At 75.3% G+C, this 16984-nt stretch carries 15 protein-coding genes; 8 read left to right on the forward strand and 7 right to left on the reverse strand.

What is annotated here, in order from left to right; all coding sequences use genetic code 11:
• Nucleotides 1-87: 87 nt before the first annotated feature.
• A complete protein-coding gene (locus tag ACWEFJ_RS11240) occupies nt 88-765 on the forward strand; it encodes a polysaccharide deacetylase family protein (protein ID WP_449713682.1) in 678 nt (225 codons plus the stop codon).
• Nucleotides 762-2012, forward strand: a complete 1251-nt coding sequence (locus ACWEFJ_RS11245) for an SGNH/GDSL hydrolase family protein (protein WP_449713683.1) — start codon at nt 762-764, stop codon at nt 2010-2012. Before ACWEFJ_RS11240 ends, ACWEFJ_RS11245 begins: the two co-directional genes overlap by 4 nt.
• A gap of 71 nt (nt 2013-2083) precedes the next feature.
• On the opposite strand, the gene ACWEFJ_RS11250 is transcribed toward ACWEFJ_RS11245, so the two are convergent.
• On the reverse strand, nt 2084-2608 hold the full coding sequence (locus tag ACWEFJ_RS11250) for a hypothetical protein (protein WP_378084839.1): 525 nt from the start codon (nt 2606-2608) through the stop codon (nt 2084-2086).
• Nucleotides 2609-2801: 193 nt separating this feature from the next.
• On the opposite strand from ACWEFJ_RS11250, the gene ACWEFJ_RS11255 reads away from it, so the two are divergent.
• A complete protein-coding gene (locus ACWEFJ_RS11255; protein ID WP_378084840.1) occupies nt 2802-3038 on the forward strand; it encodes a heavy-metal-associated domain-containing protein in 237 nt (78 codons plus the stop codon).
• Between the two features lie 8 nt (nt 3039-3046).
• On the opposite strand, the gene ACWEFJ_RS11260 is transcribed toward ACWEFJ_RS11255, so the two are convergent.
• Nucleotides 3047-4447 carry an aminotransferase-like domain-containing protein gene (locus ACWEFJ_RS11260; RefSeq protein ID WP_449713684.1) on the reverse strand — a complete coding sequence of 467 codons (1401 nt, stop codon included), beginning with the start codon at nt 4445-4447 and terminating at the stop codon, nt 3047-3049.
• Nucleotides 4448-4510: 63 nt separating this feature from the next.
• On the opposite strand from ACWEFJ_RS11260, the gene ACWEFJ_RS11265 reads away from it, so the two are divergent.
• On the forward strand, nt 4511-5668 hold the full coding sequence (locus ACWEFJ_RS11265; RefSeq protein ID WP_449713685.1) for a trans-sulfuration enzyme family protein: 1158 nt from the start codon (nt 4511-4513) through the stop codon (nt 5666-5668).
• 32 nt (nt 5669-5700) lie between these two features.
• Here the strand turns inward: ACWEFJ_RS11265 and ACWEFJ_RS11270 are convergent, their stop codons facing one another.
• Together ACWEFJ_RS11270 and ACWEFJ_RS11275 are read right to left on the reverse strand one after the other, a co-directional pair.
• Complete coding sequence (locus ACWEFJ_RS11270; RefSeq protein WP_449713686.1) at nt 5701-8010, reverse strand: M4 family metallopeptidase; 2310 nt, start codon at nt 8008-8010, stop codon at nt 5701-5703.
• Between the two features lie 435 nt (nt 8011-8445).
• Nucleotides 8446-9483 carry a LacI family DNA-binding transcriptional regulator gene (locus tag ACWEFJ_RS11275; RefSeq protein ID WP_449713687.1) on the reverse strand — a complete coding sequence of 346 codons (1038 nt, stop codon included), beginning with the start codon at nt 9481-9483 and terminating at the stop codon, nt 8446-8448.
• A 243-nt stretch (nt 9484-9726) separates the two neighbouring features.
• On the opposite strand from ACWEFJ_RS11275, the gene ACWEFJ_RS11280 reads away from it, so the two are divergent.
• From ACWEFJ_RS11280 to ACWEFJ_RS11290, 3 genes are all read left to right on the forward strand, one after another.
• The gene (locus tag ACWEFJ_RS11280) at nt 9727-11400 is read left to right on the forward strand and encodes a sigma-70 family RNA polymerase sigma factor (RefSeq protein ID WP_449713688.1); all 1674 of its coding nucleotides are present in this window, start codon (nt 9727-9729) and stop codon (nt 11398-11400) included.
• A 226-nt stretch (nt 11401-11626) separates the two neighbouring features.
• Nucleotides 11627-11983 carry an STAS domain-containing protein gene (locus ACWEFJ_RS11285; RefSeq protein WP_378084845.1) on the forward strand — a complete coding sequence of 119 codons (357 nt, stop codon included), beginning with the start codon at nt 11627-11629 and terminating at the stop codon, nt 11981-11983.
• Nucleotides 11984-12069: 86 nt separating this feature from the next.
• Nucleotides 12070-12459, forward strand: a complete 390-nt coding sequence (locus ACWEFJ_RS11290) for an ATP-binding protein (RefSeq protein WP_449713689.1) — start codon at nt 12070-12072, stop codon at nt 12457-12459.
• A 10-nt stretch (nt 12460-12469) separates the two neighbouring features.
• On the opposite strand, the gene ACWEFJ_RS11295 is transcribed toward ACWEFJ_RS11290, so the two are convergent.
• The 3 genes from ACWEFJ_RS11295 to ACWEFJ_RS11305 all read right to left on the reverse strand — a co-directional run bounded on the left by ACWEFJ_RS11295 (nt 12470) and on the right by ACWEFJ_RS11305 (nt 15948).
• Entirely contained in the window at nt 12470-14146 is a 1677-nt protein-coding gene (locus tag ACWEFJ_RS11295; protein WP_449713690.1) for a serine/threonine-protein kinase, read from the reverse strand.
• Nucleotides 14147-14174: 28 nt separating this feature from the next.
• Nucleotides 14175-14501: an MmcQ/YjbR family DNA-binding protein gene (locus ACWEFJ_RS11300; protein ID WP_378084901.1), complete on the reverse strand. Its 327-nt coding sequence runs from the start codon at nt 14499-14501 to the stop codon at nt 14175-14177.
• Between the two features lie 121 nt (nt 14502-14622).
• Nucleotides 14623-15948 (reverse strand): FAD-dependent oxidoreductase, encoded by a 1326-nt coding sequence (locus ACWEFJ_RS11305; RefSeq protein WP_449713739.1) that lies wholly within the window; start codon nt 15946-15948, stop codon nt 14623-14625.
• 101 nt (nt 15949-16049) lie between these two features.
• Between ACWEFJ_RS11305 and ACWEFJ_RS11310 the strand changes: the two genes are divergently transcribed.
• Complete coding sequence (locus tag ACWEFJ_RS11310; protein WP_378084848.1) at nt 16050-16886, forward strand: helix-turn-helix domain-containing GNAT family N-acetyltransferase; 837 nt, start codon at nt 16050-16052, stop codon at nt 16884-16886.
• Nucleotides 16887-16984 lie beyond the last annotated feature (98 nt).

Below are 16984 nucleotides of genomic sequence, written 5' to 3' on the forward strand. Positions count from 1 at the left end.
GACCCGAAACTTCCGCGCAACCTCTGGTAGGCGGGTTGATCGCGACCTGATAGTGGTCAGCGCTCGTCCGACGGAAGGGGTTTCCCGATGAGGTGGAGAACCGTGCTGTTGACCACCGGGCTGGTGCTCGGCCTGAGCTCCGCGCCCGCCGCCGCGGCCGATCCGGTGATCGTCGACTCCACCGAGCACGGCGGCCGCACGGTCGCCTTCACCTTCGACGACGGTCCCAACCCGGCCGACACCCCGCGCCTGCTCGACGTGCTGCGCCGCCACCACGTCAAGGCGGTCTTCTGCCTGTGGGGCGAGTACGTGGAGGCCAACCCGCAGCTCGTGCGCAAGATCGTGGCGGGCGGGCACACCCTGTGCAACCACAGCATGCGGCACGACGACATGGGCTCGTGGACGCCGGAGCAGATCGAGGCCGACCTGAAGCGGACGAGCGCCGCCATCCACCGCGCCGCGCCCGGCGTGCCGATCCGCTACTTCCGCGCGCCCTACGGGAGCTGGGGTCAGACGCCGCAGGTCGCGGCCAAGCTCGGCATGACGCCGCTCGGCTGGCGGCTCGCCATCGGCGACTGGGAGCCGCCCGGCGTCGACGAGCTGGTGCGCCGGGTGAAGGACGGCCTCACCGAGGGCGCGGTGGTGCTCATGCACGACGGCCCCAACGACCGGGGCCAGACCGTGGACGCGGTGGCCCGGCTGATCCCCGAGCTGCGCGCCGACGGCTGGCGCTTCGACCGGCCCGCCCGGGGAGCCCGCCGGTGAAGCGCTCGCTGACGGCCGCGGCGGCCGCCGTGCTGCTCCTGCTGCCGACCACCGCGTCCGCGTCGCCGCGGGCGGAGTGGGTCGGCGCGTGGGCGACGTCGCCCACCACCGTGCCCGCCTCGGACACCACGTCGTTCGAGGACCAGACGTTGCGCCAGGTCGTGCACCTCAGCGTCGGCGGCGACACGGTGCGCGTGCGGCTGTCCAACGAGTTCGGCACGCAGCCGCTCGTGATCGGCGAGGCGCACGTCGCCCGCCGCGCCGGCACGGGTTCGGCGATCGAGCCGGGCACCGACCGGCGGCTGACGTTCGGCGGTCGCCCGTCCGCGACCCTGCCCGCCGGCACGCCCCTGCTCAGCGACCCGGTGTCGCTGTCCGTGGCGGCCGACTCGGGCCTCGTGGTGAGCATCCACCTGCCCCGGCGCACGCCCGCGACCACCGTGCACGCGTTCCCCTTCCAGGACGGGTACGTGGCGGCGGGCAACGTCACCGGGCGCACCGAGATCACGCCGACCGGAGTGCTCGGCAAGTGGCACTTCCTGACCGGCGTCAGCGTCACGGGCAAGCGCGGCGCGACCGTGGTCGCGTTCGGCGACTCGATCACCGACGGCGCGGAGACCACGCGCGGCGCGAACCGGCGCTGGCCCGACGTCCTGGCCCGGCGGTTGCAGGACGAGCGGAGCCTGCGCCACCTCGGCGTGGTGAACGCGGGCATCAGCGGCAACCGGCTGCTGCACGACCCCAACCCGCCGGCCGGCCACCCGGCGGAGAACTACGCGCCGTACTTCGGGCAGTCCGCCCTGCGCCGCTTCGACCGCGACGTGCTCGCCCAGCCCGGCGTCCGGCACGTCGTCGTGCTGCTCGGCGTGAACGACCTCGGCCACCCCGGCACGAGCGCGCCGCTGTCGGAGAAGGTGACCGCGCAGGACATCATCGGCGCGCACCGGCAGCTGATCGCCCGTGCGCACGCCCAGGGGCTGCGGATCCACGGCGGCACCATCACACCGTTCCGGGACGACACGCTGGGCTTCCACAGCCCGGAGAACGAGGCGGCCCGCCAGGCGGTCAACCACTGGATCCGCACCGGCGGCGAGTACGACGGCGTGATCGACTTCGACCGCGCGGTGCGCGACCCGAAGCAACCCGATCGGCTGAACCCGGCGTACGACAGCGGCGACCACCTCCACCCGAACGACGCGGGCATGGCCGCGATGGCCGCCGCCGTGCCGCTGCGCCTGTTCAAGTGAGCGGGGGTGCGGGGCCGTCCGCAACGCCGGACGGCCCCGCACCGCGCCCGGGAGCCGCCCGCGTGGCGGCGTCACCGGCCGGCGGCCGCGGTGCGGGGGAGCGGGCCGATGTCGGAGTGCCTGCCCGGGCGCAGCGCGGCGTGCCGCTGACCCGGTCCCGGCCCGGTGCGCGCGGCCAGCGCGTCGGCGACCAGGCCGGTGGCGAACGCGTACACGGTCTTGTGCAGCACGTCGACCACCAATTCCGAGCGGGGCCAGGTCTGCGGCGGCGCGCCGACGCCCGTGGCGTTCTCCAGGACCTGGTCGTTGCTCAACCGCACCACCGCGAACATCGCCGACGCGACCGGGCCGCGCACGCCCGCGTTGGCCATCAGCGAGCGCACGACGCCGAGCATCGCGGCCTGCCCGACGTGCATCGGGAGGTTCAGGGCGCGCGACCTGCCCTCCGCCGCGCCCGTCAGGCGGGCCAGCACCCGGCCGGGCACGTGCGAGTCGGGTCGGCCGGTCAGCCGTTGCTCGACCTTCTCCCCGATCGTCATCACCACCGCCCCGACCGTCCCGGCGACCAGACCCTGGCGTAGCGAGCGCATCAACATCTGCCGGGAGTACCCGTTGGGGGACCGTTCATGTCCCCGGCGGTGGTGGCGACGACCCGCGCAGGTCGCCTTCCCTTCGCGCGACGCCGGTGGTCCAGGGAACGGGCAATCTGCGAGAGGCGCCGCGGACGTCGGCCCCGCTAGGCTCGGCCTCATACCCCTGTAGGGTATGGAACCGGAGGAGTCGAGTCGCATGTCCGAGAAGCAGGAGACGCCCGCCGCCGCCCGGGCGGAGCTGGAGTTCGTGGTCCGCGGCATGAGCTGCGAGGGCTGCGCGGCCACCGTGGCGAACGCGGCCCGGCGGGTGCGCGGCGTCACCGAGGTCAGGCTCGACCCGGACGCCGCCACGCTGCGCGTGCTGGGCACGACCGACGAGACCGCGGTCAAGGCGGCGGTCGGGGACGCGGGGTACACGCTCGAACGCGTGTGACGCGCCCGCTAGACCGACAGCGACGGCACGAGCGGACGGCGGGTGGACTCCGCGGCGAACACCCGCCACGCCGTCGCGAGCGCCGCGACGGCGGCGCCGATCACCGGCGGTTCGGCGGTGAACGGCAACCGCAGCCGGTGGGCGCTGCGGCCGGTCGGGTCGAGCGAGCCGCCCGGCAGCACGGCCACCCCGTGCCGCAGCGCCACCTGGGCGTACGAGGCCGCGTCCGCGCCGGGCAGTCGCACCCACAGCGTCTGACCGCCCTCGGCGGGCGTGAACTCCCACTCCGGCAGCTCCGCGCGCAGCCGCGCGCACAGGTGGTCGTGCTGCCGCCGCAACGCCTCCACGCGCTCGGCCCGCACGGCCGCGAAGTCGGCCAGCAGCTCGACCGCCGCCACCTGGTCCAGCACGGCGCTGCCCAGGTCGTGCACCGCCTTGAACCGGGCCAGCCGGGCCACGAGCGCCGCGTCGGCCCGCACCCAGCCGACCCGCAGGCCGCCCCACACCACCTTGCTCAGCGAGCCCACGGTGATCGCGCCGGGGGTGGGCGGCGCGGCCGGGGCGCCGGTGAGGTCCAGCTCGGCCAGCGCCTCGTCGAACACCAGCGGCACGTCGCCGGCCGACCGCGCCAGCCGCGCCCGCGCCAACGGGCTCAGGGACGTGCCGGTGGGGTTGCGGAACGCGGGCATCGCGTACACCAGCGCGGGCCGGCGCCGCGCCAACGCGCCCGCCAGGTCGTCGTCCGCCCGCACCACCGCGCCGACCTCCCGGAACAGGTCCAGCGCGCCCGGGTACGTCGGCGCTTCCACCAGCACCTCGTCGCCCGGCCGCACGAGCGCGCGCGTGAGCAGCGCCAACGCCTGCTGCGCGCCCGTCGTCACCAGGATCTCGCCCGCGGTGGTGGGCACGCCCAGCTCCCGGTAGCGCGCGGCGAGCGCCGCCCGCAACGCCGGGTGCCCGGACGGGTGGTACCCGAGATCCGCCCCGCCCACCAGGTCGAGCGCCCGGCGGTGCGCCTCGACCAGCCTCCGGGGCGCCTCCAGCGGTCCGGCGCAGGCGAACTGGAGCACCCCGTCCGGCGGTTCCAGCAGGTTCACGAACATCGGGTTGGCGGTCTCCTCGCGGGCCGCCGCCGCGCCACCACCGGGCGACACCCACGTGCCGCTGCCGCGCCGCCGGGTCAGCCGCCCCTCCTGGCGGAGCAGGTCGTAGGCCGCGATCACGGTCGTCCGCCCGACCGCGAGCCCCGCGGCCAGCGCCCGGTCCGGCGGCAGCACGGTGCCCGAGGGCAGCAGCCCCTCGTCGATCAGCTCGCGCAGGCGCGCGGCGAGCAGCAGGTACAGCGAGCCCCGGCCGGCCGACCAGCGGCCGAGCCGTCCCGCCAGGTCGTCCACGGAGATTGGCTTCATGAGAAGACCAATCTAGCGGGATTGGACCTACAGCCACACCGCTTGTCGACGCATGCTCGGTCCATGCAACCCGACACCCGCGTCGTGCACACCGAGGTCCCCGCGCTGACCAGCACGCCCCTGTCCGTGCCGCTCTACCAGACCTCCGGCTTCTCGTTCACCGACCTCGACGCCTTCGCCGACGGGATGACCAGGCCGGACGGCGCGTTCGTCTACACCCGGTTCGGCAACCCGACGGTCCGGGCGCTGGAGGACGCCGTGGCCGGCCTCGAAGGCGGCACGGCCGCGCTGGCCACCGCGTCCGGCATGGGCGCGATCAACGCGGTCCTGCTGGTCCACCTCGCGGCGGGCGACCACGTGATCGCCCAACGCGCGCTCTACGGCGGCACCCTCGCCCTGTTGGGCGACCTCGAACGGCGCTGGGGCGTCACGGTCACCTACGTCGGCGGCCACGACCCGGAGGAGGTCCGCGCCGCCCGGCGACCGGAGACCAGGGTGCTCTACCTGGAGACCATCGCGAACCCCACCGGGCACGTCAGCGACCTGCCCGCGCTCGCCGGAGCCGCGGGCGACGACGTCCTCACGGTCGTGGACAACACGTTCGCGTCACCCCTGCTGTGCCGCCCGATCGAGCACGGCGCGGACGTCGTCGTGCACTCGGCCACCAAGTACCTCGGCGGGCACAGCGACGTGACCGGCGGCGTGGCGGTCTTCGCCGACGACGACCGGTACCGCGAGACCTGGCGCCACTCGGTCGAACTCGGCGTCACCCCCGACCCGTTCGCGGCCTGGCTCACCCTCCGCGGCCTGCGCACGCTGGCGTTGCGGGTCCGCGCGCACGAGCGCAACGCCGAAGTCCTCGCCCGGCGGCTGGCCGGGCACCCGGCGGTGCGCGTGGTGCACTGGCCGGGCCTCGACACCCACCCGAGCCACACCGTCGCCAAGCGGCTCCTGGACGGCTACGGCAGCACGTTCTCCTTCGACCTGGCCGACGCCGAGGCGGGCCGCCGGTTCGTCACCGCGCTCGAACTGGTCCGGCTCGCGCCGTCGCTGGGCGGCCCGGAGACGCTGGTGCTGCACCCCGCCAGCACCTCGCACCGCCAGTTGGACGACGGGCAGCTGGCCGCCGGCGGCATCACCGGCGGCACGATCCGGCTGTCGGTGGGCATCGAGGACGCCGACGACCTGTGGCACGACGTGTCCCGGGCCCTGGACCGCTGACCCGGCCCCGCGACCGGGTCAGCGGCGGCCGATCAGCAGGCGCCCCCGTCGCGCCACACGGCCCACGAGCCGGGCGCGCCGGGTTCCGCGCCGGTCGAGTACCAGGTCGAGGTCCACCGGTGCGCGTTGTGCGAGACCACGTCGTCCGGCACGTAGGCCCGGCTCGCGCTCCACGCGGGCAGCCCGGCGCAGCCGCCCGGCGTGCCGTCCTCGACGGTCAGCGCGTACGTGACCGAGTGCGACACCGCCGGACCCGCCCCGGTGACCGTGACCCGGTACGTCCCCGCCGGCGTGCCGGCGGCCGTCGTGATCGTCAGCCGGGACGACTCGCCCGACGTCACCGTGGCCGGCTCGAAGGTCGCCGTCGCGCCGGCGGGCAGGTCGGAGGCGGACAGCACGACCTTCTGCCCGTCGCCGGACGTGGTCGTGGTGGTCACCGCGGCCGTCACCGCGCCGCCCGGCCGGGTGGCGCCCGCGGTCGGGTCGAGCCCGAGCGCGAAGTCGTCCGCCGGCGGTTGGCCGCCGACCGTGAGGAGGTAGGTCACCGTGTGGGCGGTGGACCCCTCGCCCCGCACGGTGATCGGGTACGTGCCGGGCGCGACGGCGGACGTCGTGGCCACGGTCATGGTCGAGGACCCGCCGGAGGTCACCGACGACGGGCTGAACCGCACCGTCACGCCGGCCGGCTGACCCGTCGCGCCGAGCGCCACGGTCTGCGGGTCGCCGGACGTGGTGGTCGTGCGGACCGTCGCCTGGGCCGTCCCGCCCGGCTCCACCGCGCCCGACGCGGGGTCGAGCGCGAGGGTGAAGTCGTCCACCGGCGCGGCGACGCAGGTCGGCTCGCCGGGCTGGGCGGGCAGGCTGATCGCGTTCCACGCGGCCTTGACCGCGGCGAACTGCCGGCACGTCGGGTCGAGGTTCTTCGCCGCGGTGAGGGTCGCGACGCGGTACCGGAAGTGCGTCATGCCCGAGGTCTTGAGCAGCATGGCGTTGTAGAACACCCGGCCCGCCGCCTGGATGCCGATGCCGGTCACGGTGGAGCCGTCGCACGTCGGGCTCGCCGCCGAACCCTCGGCCAGCAGGTGGAACCAGTGGTTGAGCGGACCGGCGGCGGCGTGCACCTCGGTGCCGGGGATGGCGCTGGACCAGCAGTTCGGGTGGCCGCCGACGGCCGACGGGTTCGCCATGTTGCGGATCGGGCCGCGGCCGACGAGGTTGACCGACTCGCCGACCAGGTAGTCCGGCGTGTCGAACGGCGCGGGCTCGTTGGCGTACGCCTCGGTCAACGCGCCGAAGATGTCGCCGGTGGCCTCGCCGAGCCCGGCCTCGCGGGCCGCGCCGCCGGGCGTGTACTGGTCGACGGCGTGGCCGTGCTCGTGCGCGACCACGTCCATCGACGCGATCCACTGGTTGGCGTTGTTGCGGCCGATCTCGATGTGCCGGCCGGTCCAGTAGGCGTTGACCGCGTTGAGGCCGACCTTGACCGTGACGCCGCGGCCGTTGCCGTCGATCCCGTCGCGGCCCAACCAGGACCGCATCATGTCCCACTGCTTCTGGGTGGACCAGAGCACGTCGGCGCACCCGGTCTCCTTGCTGGTGGCGTTGCCGTTGCCGAAGGCGTTGGTCGACTTGGTGAACGGCTGGTTCGTCGCGTAGTCCACGCAGCGCAGGCCGGGCCGCGTGTCGTCGACCGTGCTGTTGTTGCTGGTGTCGAGGGACAGCGGGTTGGGGCCGTTCCACTGGCTGGTGCCGGTGCCCGCCCGCGCGTCGTCCCGGCTGCCCTCGACAGCCCCGGTGCGGGCGTTGACGTACACGTGCAGGCGGCTCGGCGCGCCGTCCACGCGCCCGGACACGACGGTCTCGTAGACCAGGGTGCCGCGCCCGCCCGCCAGCACGGACAGCGTGGAGCCCTCCACGCGGTCCACAATGGACAGTTGAGCGCGGGCGACGGCGGCGGCGCGGGCGGGCGTGATCGTCGCGGTCGGGTCGACCGACAGGTCGTCCACCGGCGCGGCCACCGTGTCCAGCACCGTGCCGGCCGCGTCCGTGGCGACCACGGCGTCACCGCCGATGACCGGCAACCCCCGGTACGTGCGGTCGTAGGAGACATAGAACAGGTCTTTCCGCCCCGGGACGCCGCCCTGGTAGACCGCTCTGCGCCGGAACACCTCGTGCGGGCCCTTGGCCAGGGCGTCCAGCCCGGACGCGGCGGCCCGGTCGGCCGCGTCGACGGCGAGCGTGACGGGGCTCGCGGGCGGCGCGGGCGCCGCCTGGGCCACCACCGGCCCGACGGGCAGCGCCGCCAGGAACGCGACGAGGTGAATGCCGATTCTGCGTTTCACGCCAGCTCCTCAGGCAATGCAGGGAAATCCCGAGTGGCGGCCTCGATGGACAACTCCTGTCTAGCGCCCCGACCGAGCCCCGATCGAGCTTTGACCGTTGCCAGAGGGAAATCGGCGAAAAGAATCCGGCCATAACGTCGTGGTCATCTGTTCTTCTTTATAGCGCCATTCGCGCACCCGGTGAGGGTCGGTGCCACGCCCGCCGGAACGCGTGGTCACGCGGTGGGGAGTGCACGACGGCGGGGTAGCGGTGGTCGTTGTTCCGGAGGAGAACAGGACTCGCGTTGTCGCGGTGGCCGGAAGTCGACCGGGTAACCGGATCGAATTTGTCCCGGATGATCCGCGAAGTCCCTTTCGCGTAGAAGTGGCCGGGCGTGTTCCACGACCGCGTTGGAACAGTCGGGAGCATCGGGCGAAACAGTTCGGGCGCGGGCGTCAGGCGGGCGGAGCGGTGCTCTCGCGCACGACGAGCGTGGTGGCCAGCTCCACGCGGGTCTGGGCCGGCGTGCCGCCGCCGGCGAGGGTGAGCAGCATCCGGGCGGCCGTCGCGCCCATCTCGGTCAGCGGCTGCCGCACCGTGGTCATCGGCGGCGTGCACCAGCGGGTGTTCTCGATGTCGTCGAACCCGACCACGCTGAGGTCGTCGGGGATGCGCAGCCCCAGGCCCCACGCCGCGGCGTAGACGCCGAGCGCCTGGAGGTCGTTGCCGCACAGCACGGCGGTCGGCCGGTCCGCCCCGCCCAGCAGCTCGCGGCCCAGCTCCAGGCCGTGCTCGAAGGTGAACCGGCCGGCGCGCACCAGGCGCTCGTCCAGCGGCGCGCCGGCGGCGTCCAGCGCGGCCCGGCAGCCCTCCAGCCGGGCGCGGGCGCCCAGCGACCGGGACGGGCCGCTGATCACGGCGATGCGCCGGTGGCCCAGGTCGAGCAGGTGCCGGGCGGCGGTGATGCCGCCGGTCCAGTTCGTCGCGCCCACCGACGGGACGGGGTGCAGGGGCTCCCCGGACGGGTCCAGCGCCACCAGCGGGATCGCGCTGGCCTCCAGCAGCGCGTGCTGCTCCGGCGTGAACGCCGAGTACACCGCGAGCACGCCGAGCGGGTGCCGGGCCAGCAGCTGCTCGGCCCAGGACCGGCCCGGCGCGGTCGGCTCGACCACCTCGGTGAACGCGACCGCCAGCTCGTGCTCGCGCGCCACCGGCTCGACGCCGCGCAGGATCTCGATCGCCATGTGCCGTTCCAGGCCGTAGAACACGACTTCGAGCAGGGCGGCGGGCGCGATGGCGTCCGGCCGCCGGTAGCCGTGCTCCCGCAGCAGGGCCTCGACCCGCTGCCGCGTCTCCGAGGCGACGCCCGCCCGGCCGTTGAGCACCTTGGAGACGGTCGGCTTGGACACCCCGGCGAGTCGGGCGATCGTCGCGACCGTCAGCTCGCCCCGTCGCCGGCCCCGTCGTTGGCCGTCCGCGATGCTCCCCGCCACGGCCGCAGTGTACGGAAACGGCGACCCCGGCCCGGTCCTGCTCGCGCGCCGCGGCCCGCGGTCGCCGGTTCGGGGTGCCGAAGTCCCGTGGTCGGCGGAACGGATCGACCGGATCGGCGGAACGCGGGAACGTTGAGGTCTTCCCGCTGCGCCATAGAGTGCATCGGTGTGTGCTCCGGTTCGGCCGTTCTATATCGTCCGCACCGAAATCGCTCACCTACCGTGCTGGGAGGTAAACGTCCGGTGATCGGGCATCCCGACGAGCACGATCTGGAGCGGTGGGCGACCGCGGACATGGCGGCGCTGCGCGACGACCTCGACCAGGCGCTCAACCAGGACGCCCCGTCCGGGCCGTCGCGCAGTTCCTCCGCGTCGTCCCGGTCGCAGTCGGACGCCGAGCTGATCGAGGCGGTGCGCGGCGGGGAGATCCAGGCGTACGGGCAGTTGTTCGAACGCCACGTGCGCGCGGCCCGCAACCTGGCCCGGCACCTGTCCTGGTCGACCGCCGAGGCCGAGGACCTGGTGTCCGACGCGTTCGCGAAGGTGCTCGACGTGCTGCGCGCGGGCGGCGGCCCGGACTCGGCGTTCCGCGCCTACCTGCTCACCGCGGTGCGGCACACCGCCTACGACAAGTCCCGCCGGGACCGCAGGCTCAAGCTGGCCGACGACGTGGAGGCCGTCTCCGGCGTGGAGAAGGTCACCACGGTGCCGTTCCACGACCCGGCCGTGGCGACGCTGGAGCGGTCGCTGGCCACCAGGGCGTTCGCCAGCCTGCCCGAGCGCTGGCAGACCGTGCTGTGGCAGACCGAGATCGAGGGCCAGTCGGCGTCGGAGCTGGCGAAGCTGCTCGGCCTGACCGCCAACGGCGCGTCGGCGCTGGCCTACCGGGCGCGCGAAGGGCTCAAGACGGCCTACCTCCAGGCGCACCTGGAGCACAGCCCCACCGACCGCTGCCGCGCCACCGTCCTGAAGCTCGCCGCGTGGACCCGGGGCGGCCTCACCAAGCGGGAGACCGCCCAGGTGGAGGCGCACCTGGACGAGTGCGCGACGTGCCGCGCGATGGCCGCGGAGCTGGCCGACGTCAACGCCACGCTGCGCGCCTACGTCGCGCCGCTCGTGCTCGGCGCGGGCGTCGCCGGCTACCTGGCCGCCACGGCGGGCGCGGCGAAGGCGGGCACGGCGGTCGCGGGCGTGGTCGCCAACTCCCTCGCCACGACGACCGCGAAGTGGCTGGGCGCGGCGGCCTCGACCACCGCGGTGGTCACCGCGGTGGTGGTCGGGCTGAACACCGCGCCGCAGGCGATCTCGCCGCCGACCGCGGTGCCGACCCCGGAGGCGACGGTCGAGGGGACGTCGGTGGTGGCCCCGGTGGTGGTCCCGGAACCGTCGTCGGACCCGGTGCCCGACTTCGGCGGGTCGTCGGTAACCACGACGGGGGCCGTGGAGCAGCCGCCCGCTCCGGCCGCGCCGGTGGCGACTACGACGGAGGCGGTCGCGCAGCCCGTGGCCGAGCCGCTCGAACCCGTCGTGCCCGAGGGGGTCGCCCTGTCCACCGGCGGGCCGCCCACCGAGCTGCCCATCACCGTCCGCAACACCGGGGCGACGCCCCTCGCGCCCGCCACCCTCGTGGTGACCCTGCCCGAGGGCGTGCAGGTGGTGGGGCCGGGGAAGAACCTGCGGGCCGGGCCGGCGCTGCGGTTGGACGGCGCGGCGCAGTCGAGGGTGGGGTGCCCGGCGGGCAAGGGCACGATCACCTGCACGGCCGGGGCGGAGCTGCCCCCCGGCGGCTCGGTGACGTTCGTGTTCCGGCTGCTGGCGGGCCCGAAGGCGGTCGCCGGCGCGATCAGCGGCACGGTCACCGCCGGCCCCGGCCGGTCCGCGCCGGTCCACGTGCCGGTCGAGGTCGTGCCCAAGTAGGCCGTTTCCCCCACCGCCCGACGGGTACCCCCGGCAGAACGGGCCGAGGTGGGCCCTGGTGGGAACGGGCGTGACCCTCCCGGACGCCCGGTTCCCGCGCCGGATCGTGGACCACGCCCACCGGGGCGCGGGTGGCGGACACCCGAGCGCCCTGCCGGCCCCGGCTCGTCGCGAGCCGTTCCCGCGCCACGCGGGTCCGCGGACGACCTGAGAGGGGAGGCGATGAGTGACGCCCGACCACGAGAAGCACGGTTCCCGTGCCGGGTTCACCTGCGAGTGCCGGACCGCCGAGGGCACCACGGTGATCACGCTGGCCGGCGAGATCGGCGTCCGGGCGGCCGACCACGTGCAGGACTGCCTGGTCGGCGGCGGGCTGGGACCGGAGCGGGTCCGGCTCGACCTGGGCGGTGTGACGTTCATGGGGGTGGCCGGGCTCGCGGTGCTGCTGCACGCCGCCGACCTGTGCCGCGACCAGGGCATGGACCTCACCCTGGTGGCCTCGCCCGCGGTCGAGCGGGTGGTCGGCCTGGTGGACGCGCCTGCCGGGCTGGTCGACCACGTGATCCGGGCGGACCCCCGGTGAGGCGGCGGTCACGGTTGGCCGGCGCCCGGGAGGGAAACCCGTGCCCTGCGGCGGAGGGGATTGCCTAGTGCTGGAAGGCTCGCGTTTTGGATGTCGTCCGACCACCCGTTGACCCCGTCGACTTCGACCTGGAGTGCGGGGCCACGCCGGTGCGCCGCGCGCGGAGGTGGATCACCGGGAACGTCCTGGACCTGGACCAGGCCAAGCGGCTCGACCTGCTGCTGATCGCCGACGCGCTGGTGACCAACGCCTTCGAGCACGCCGGCGCGCCGCGCCGGTTGCGGCTGAGCCGCCGCGGCGACCTGCGGGTGGTGCGGGTGGAGGTGCTCGACGCCAGCCCGGAGCTGCTGCCCGTGCTCGGCAGGCCGGGCAGCCTGCGGCACCGGGGTTTGCGGCTGGTCAACCGGTTGGCGTCGCGCTGGGGCGTGGATCCCCGGCCGGAGTACAAGTCCGTGTGGGGCGAGGTCGTCGCCTGACCGCGGCCGGTCAGCCTTCGCCGTCCCGGCCGCCTCCGCGTTTGGGGTCGCCCTTCTTGTCGCCGTGGCCCTTGCCCTTGTCGTCGTCGTCCTCGTCCTCGTCGATGCGTTGGGAGGACACGACTTCCTCGGAGTCGATCAGCGGGGTGCCGTCCTGCACGACCAGCCGCAGCCGGCGTGACTCGCGGACCCGGCCCTCCCGCCCGGTGTAGTCGAGGCCGACGGTGACGGTGCCGTCGCCGGACGCGGTGGGCGGGGAGCTGACGGTGAGGTCCTTGACGTCCCGCCAGGACTTGTCGTACTGGCGGCGGTCCTGCGCGCGGAGGCCGGGGCCCAGCCGTTCCCACGCCTGTGCGGTGTTCCTGGGCAGCAGGGCGTAGTACTCGGCCACCGCCTGTTCCAGCCGGGCGGGGGAGGGGGTCGGCGGCGCGCTGCTCGGCGGCGGGGTCGCCGAGCCGGTCGTGGCGTCGGGTGACCGGTCGTCGGCCGTGAGCGCGATCGCCGCGAGCACCAGCCCGACGACGGCCACCGCCGCGACCGCGATCACCCCCACCCGTCCGCGCTTCGACGGCGGGGGAGTGAGGGCGGCCGGGTGTGCGAGCGCGGTGCGGGGCGGCGCTGTCGGCGGTGGCGCGGGGTACGCGTCCGCCGGGTGCGGGGCCAGGGCGGTGCCGTGGGGGCCGGTGTGGTGCGGGACGGGGGCGGCGGCAGGCGGGCCGGTGTGGTGCGGGGCGGAGGCGGTGTCGTGCGGGCCGGCGTGGTGCCCTGCCGGGAAGTCCCGGTGCGGTCCGGTGCCGTGCGGCGCGGGCGGTGGCGGGGTGTCGGCCGGGTGCAGGTCGAGCCTCGTCGCGGCGGGCCTGGAGGGTGCCGCGGCGGCGGGCCCGGTCGTGGCGAGGGCGCGGAGGCGGTCGGCGACCACCGCCATGGTCGGCCGGCTCGTCGGGTCCGTGCGCAGCAGCTCCAGCAGCACGCCGGTCAACGGTCCCGCCTGCGCCGGCGGCGCGAAGCGGCCCGCGGCGACGGCGTGCAGCAGCGCGATCGCGTTGTCCCCGTCCCCGAACGGCGGCCGGCCCTCCACCGCCGCGTACAGCGTGGCCCCGAGCGCGAACACGTCCGACGCCGGCCCCGGCTCACCGCCGCGCGCCACCTCCGGCGAGAGGAACGCGGGCGTCCCGGCCAGCAGTCCGGTGCGGGTGACCGTGACGTCGCCGACGGCGCGGGCGATGCCGAAGTCGGTGATCTTCGCGGTGCCGTCGTCGGTCAGCAGCACGTTGCCCGGCTTGACGTCCCGGTGCACGATCCCCGCCGCGTGCGCCGCCGCCAGCGCGCCGGCCACCTGCGCCCCGACGGCCACCGCCTCCGCCGCCGGCACCGGGCCGCGCGCGATCCGGTCGGCCAGGGTCCGGGCGGGCAGGTACTCCATGACGAGCACCGGCCGGCCGTCCTCCTCCACGACGTCGTGCACGGTCACCGCGTTCGGGTGCTGCAACCGGGCCGCGATGCGCGCTTCCCGCGCCGCCCGGCCGATCGCCTCGACCGGGTCCACGCCGTCGGGCACCACGAGCTGCTTGAGCGCCACCACGCGGTCGAGCCGCTCGTCCCACGCCTGCCACACCACGCCCATGGCGCCGGCCCCGACCCGTCCGCGCAGCCGGTACCGACCGGCCACCAGGTGCCCCGCGTCCACCGCCGACGCCCCGCCCGCCCGGCGGCCGTCAGCCGCGCGCCGGGTCGGGCACCCGGGCGACCAGTTCCTCCGGCGCGGTGAGCCGCCACGCCTCGAAGACCAGCTCGGCCAGCTCGTCGGCCTCGATGCCCGCCAGCCGCACGACGACCCACCCGAACCCGCCGGAGGTGAACTGCTCCTCGAAGACGTCCGGCCGTTCGGCCACCAACGCCTGCTGCTCCGACAGCAGCTGCTTCAACCCCACCGTCTGCGTGCGCGGCCAGTAGTAGCCGAACTTCCTGCCCCGCACGCCGAACGAGCTGTGCCGCTCGCCCTCGGAACGCTCGACGTCGACGAGCCCGTTCACGATCCGCATGAACTGCTCACTGCTCACTGCCACCGCGGCCCCCACAGAAGTCTCGGCCGCACAGTCTAGTTCTCACCCCTCGGCGGCACGGACCCGAGGGAACCCCGAGGGAACACCGTGCCGCCGAGGGTCACACCGCGCGGGTTCGACGCCGGGCCGCCGGCGCGGTGAGCGTCAGATCCGCGACGCGCGGCACGCCGCAGCAGCCGCCCGGGGACGCCTCGGGCCCGCCGTCGAAGACGCCGGAGCCGCCGCAGACCCCGGTCTCGGGCAGCGTGAGTTCCGGGCGCGCCGCGGCGTCGTGGTCGCCGGCGATCTCCGCGACGACGCTGCGGACCTGTTCGTACCCGGTCAGGGCGAGGAAGGTGGGCGCGCGGCCGTAGCTCTTCATGCCGACCAGGTACACGCCGGGCTCGGGCTGGCGCAGCTCGCGCGCGCCGTGCGGGCGGACCGTGCCGCACGAGTGCGCGTTCGGGTCGATCAGCGGCGCCAGCGCCGTCGGGGCCTGGAGCACCGGGTCCAGGTCGAGCCGCACCTCGGACAGCCACGAGTGGTCCGGGCGGAACCCGGTCAGCGCCACCACCTCGTCCACCGGGTCGAGGCGCCGCCCGTGCCCGGACACCAGGACCAGGCGGTCCCCGGCGCGCTCGACGGCCGCGGTGCGGAACCCGGTGACGACCTCGACGTGCCCCGCCGCGACCGCGGCCCTCGCCCTCGCCCCCAACGCGCCGCGGGCGGGCAACTGGTCGGCGTCGCCGCCGCCGAAGGCGTTGCCGACCGCGCCGCGGCGCAGCAGCCAGGTCACGTGCGTGCCGGGGTGCCGGTCGGCCAGGTCGGCGAGCGCCACGAGGGCGGTCAGCGCGGAGTGCCCGCTGCCCGCCACGGCGACGCGCCGGCCCGCGTACCGGTCCCGTTCGCCGACGACGTCGGGCACGCGGTAGCCGATCCGGTCCGCCGCCTCCCGCTCGCCGACGGCCGGCAGCCCGTCGCCGCCCAGCGGGTTCGGCCCGCCCCAGGTGCCGGACGCGTCCACCACGGCCCGCGCGGTGATCCGCCCGCCGCCCTCGACGTGCACGGTCAGCGGTTCGCGGTCCCGCCCCTCGTCCACGACCCGGTCACGGCCGCGGCGGGCCACCCCGACCACGCGGGCGTTCAGCCGGACGTGGTCGCCCACCGCGTCGGCCAGCGGCCCCAGGTACGCCGACGCCCACTCCTCGCCGGTCGGGTAGCCGTCGGGCGCGCGCCAGCCGGTCGGCTCCAGCAGCCGCCGCGCGGCGGGGTCCACCAGCTCGGACCACGGCGAGAACAGGCGCACGTGCCGCCACTGCGCCACGGCCGCGCCCGCCCGCGGGCCGGCTTCCAGCACCAACGGCCGCAGGCCGCGTTCCAGCAGGTGTGCCGCCGCGGCCAACCCGACCGGACCCGCGCCCACCACGACCACCGGGAACTCGTCCACCACGATCCCTCTTTCATCGGTGTTTCTCGATTGAACGAAGCGCAATTTATCGAAGGGCGTAGATGAAAGCAACCATCGGTGTCGGTCGATAGACTGGAGTCATGACGACGACGCTGCCCGCCGTGGGCCTGGCCGCCGAGGACGCCACCACCTACGCCGAGTGGTTCGCGTGCCTGGCCGACCCCACCCGCGTGCGCCTCCTGCACACCGTGGCGACCCACGCCGGCGAGATCACCGTGGGCGCGCTCACCGAGGCCGTCGGCATCAGCCAGTCCACCTGCTCGCACCACCTGCGCAAGCTCGCCGACGTCGGCTTCGTCCGGCTGCGCAAGGAGGGCACCGCGACGCTCGTCTCGGTCAACCCCGCCTGCTGCACCGGACTGCCGCACGCCGCCGACGCCGTCATGGGCACGATCGTCACCCGCCCGTGCTGCCCGGTCGACCTGCCCGCGGACGTCGCCGTGCGCGCCATGACCGACGCCGACTGGACCGACGTGCGGCGCGTCTACGCCGAGGGCATCGCCACCGGCAACGCCACCTTCGAGACCGAGCCGCCCTCCCGGCGCACGCTGGAGGCCAAGTGGCTGCCCGACCACCGCTGGGTCGCCGAGGTCGACGGCCGCGTCGCCGGGTGGACCGCCGCCACGCCGGTCTCCACCCGCGAGTGCTACTCCGGCGTCGCGGAGACCTCCGTCTACGTGGGGGAGGGGTTCCGGGGACGGGGCGTGGGCAAGGCGTTGCTGCACCGGCAGGTCACCGCGGCCGACGCGGGCGGGCTGTGGACGTTGCAGACGGCGATCTTCCCGGAGAACCGGGCGAGCATCGCCCTGCACCACTCGGCGGGCTACCGCACGGTCGGCGTCCGCGAGCGCATCGCCCGGCACCACGGCGTGTGGCGCGACACCGTCCTGCTCGAACGCCGCACGACCGCCGCCTGACGCCCGGGTCCGTCCACAGGGGACGGTCGCCCGGCCCTGGGCGGCCCCCGGCGTGATCGGCGGCGGAGCGGCGCCGGGTGCCACCCGAACAGGTGACC

Source organism: Actinosynnema sp. NPDC004786 (assembly GCF_053601135.1).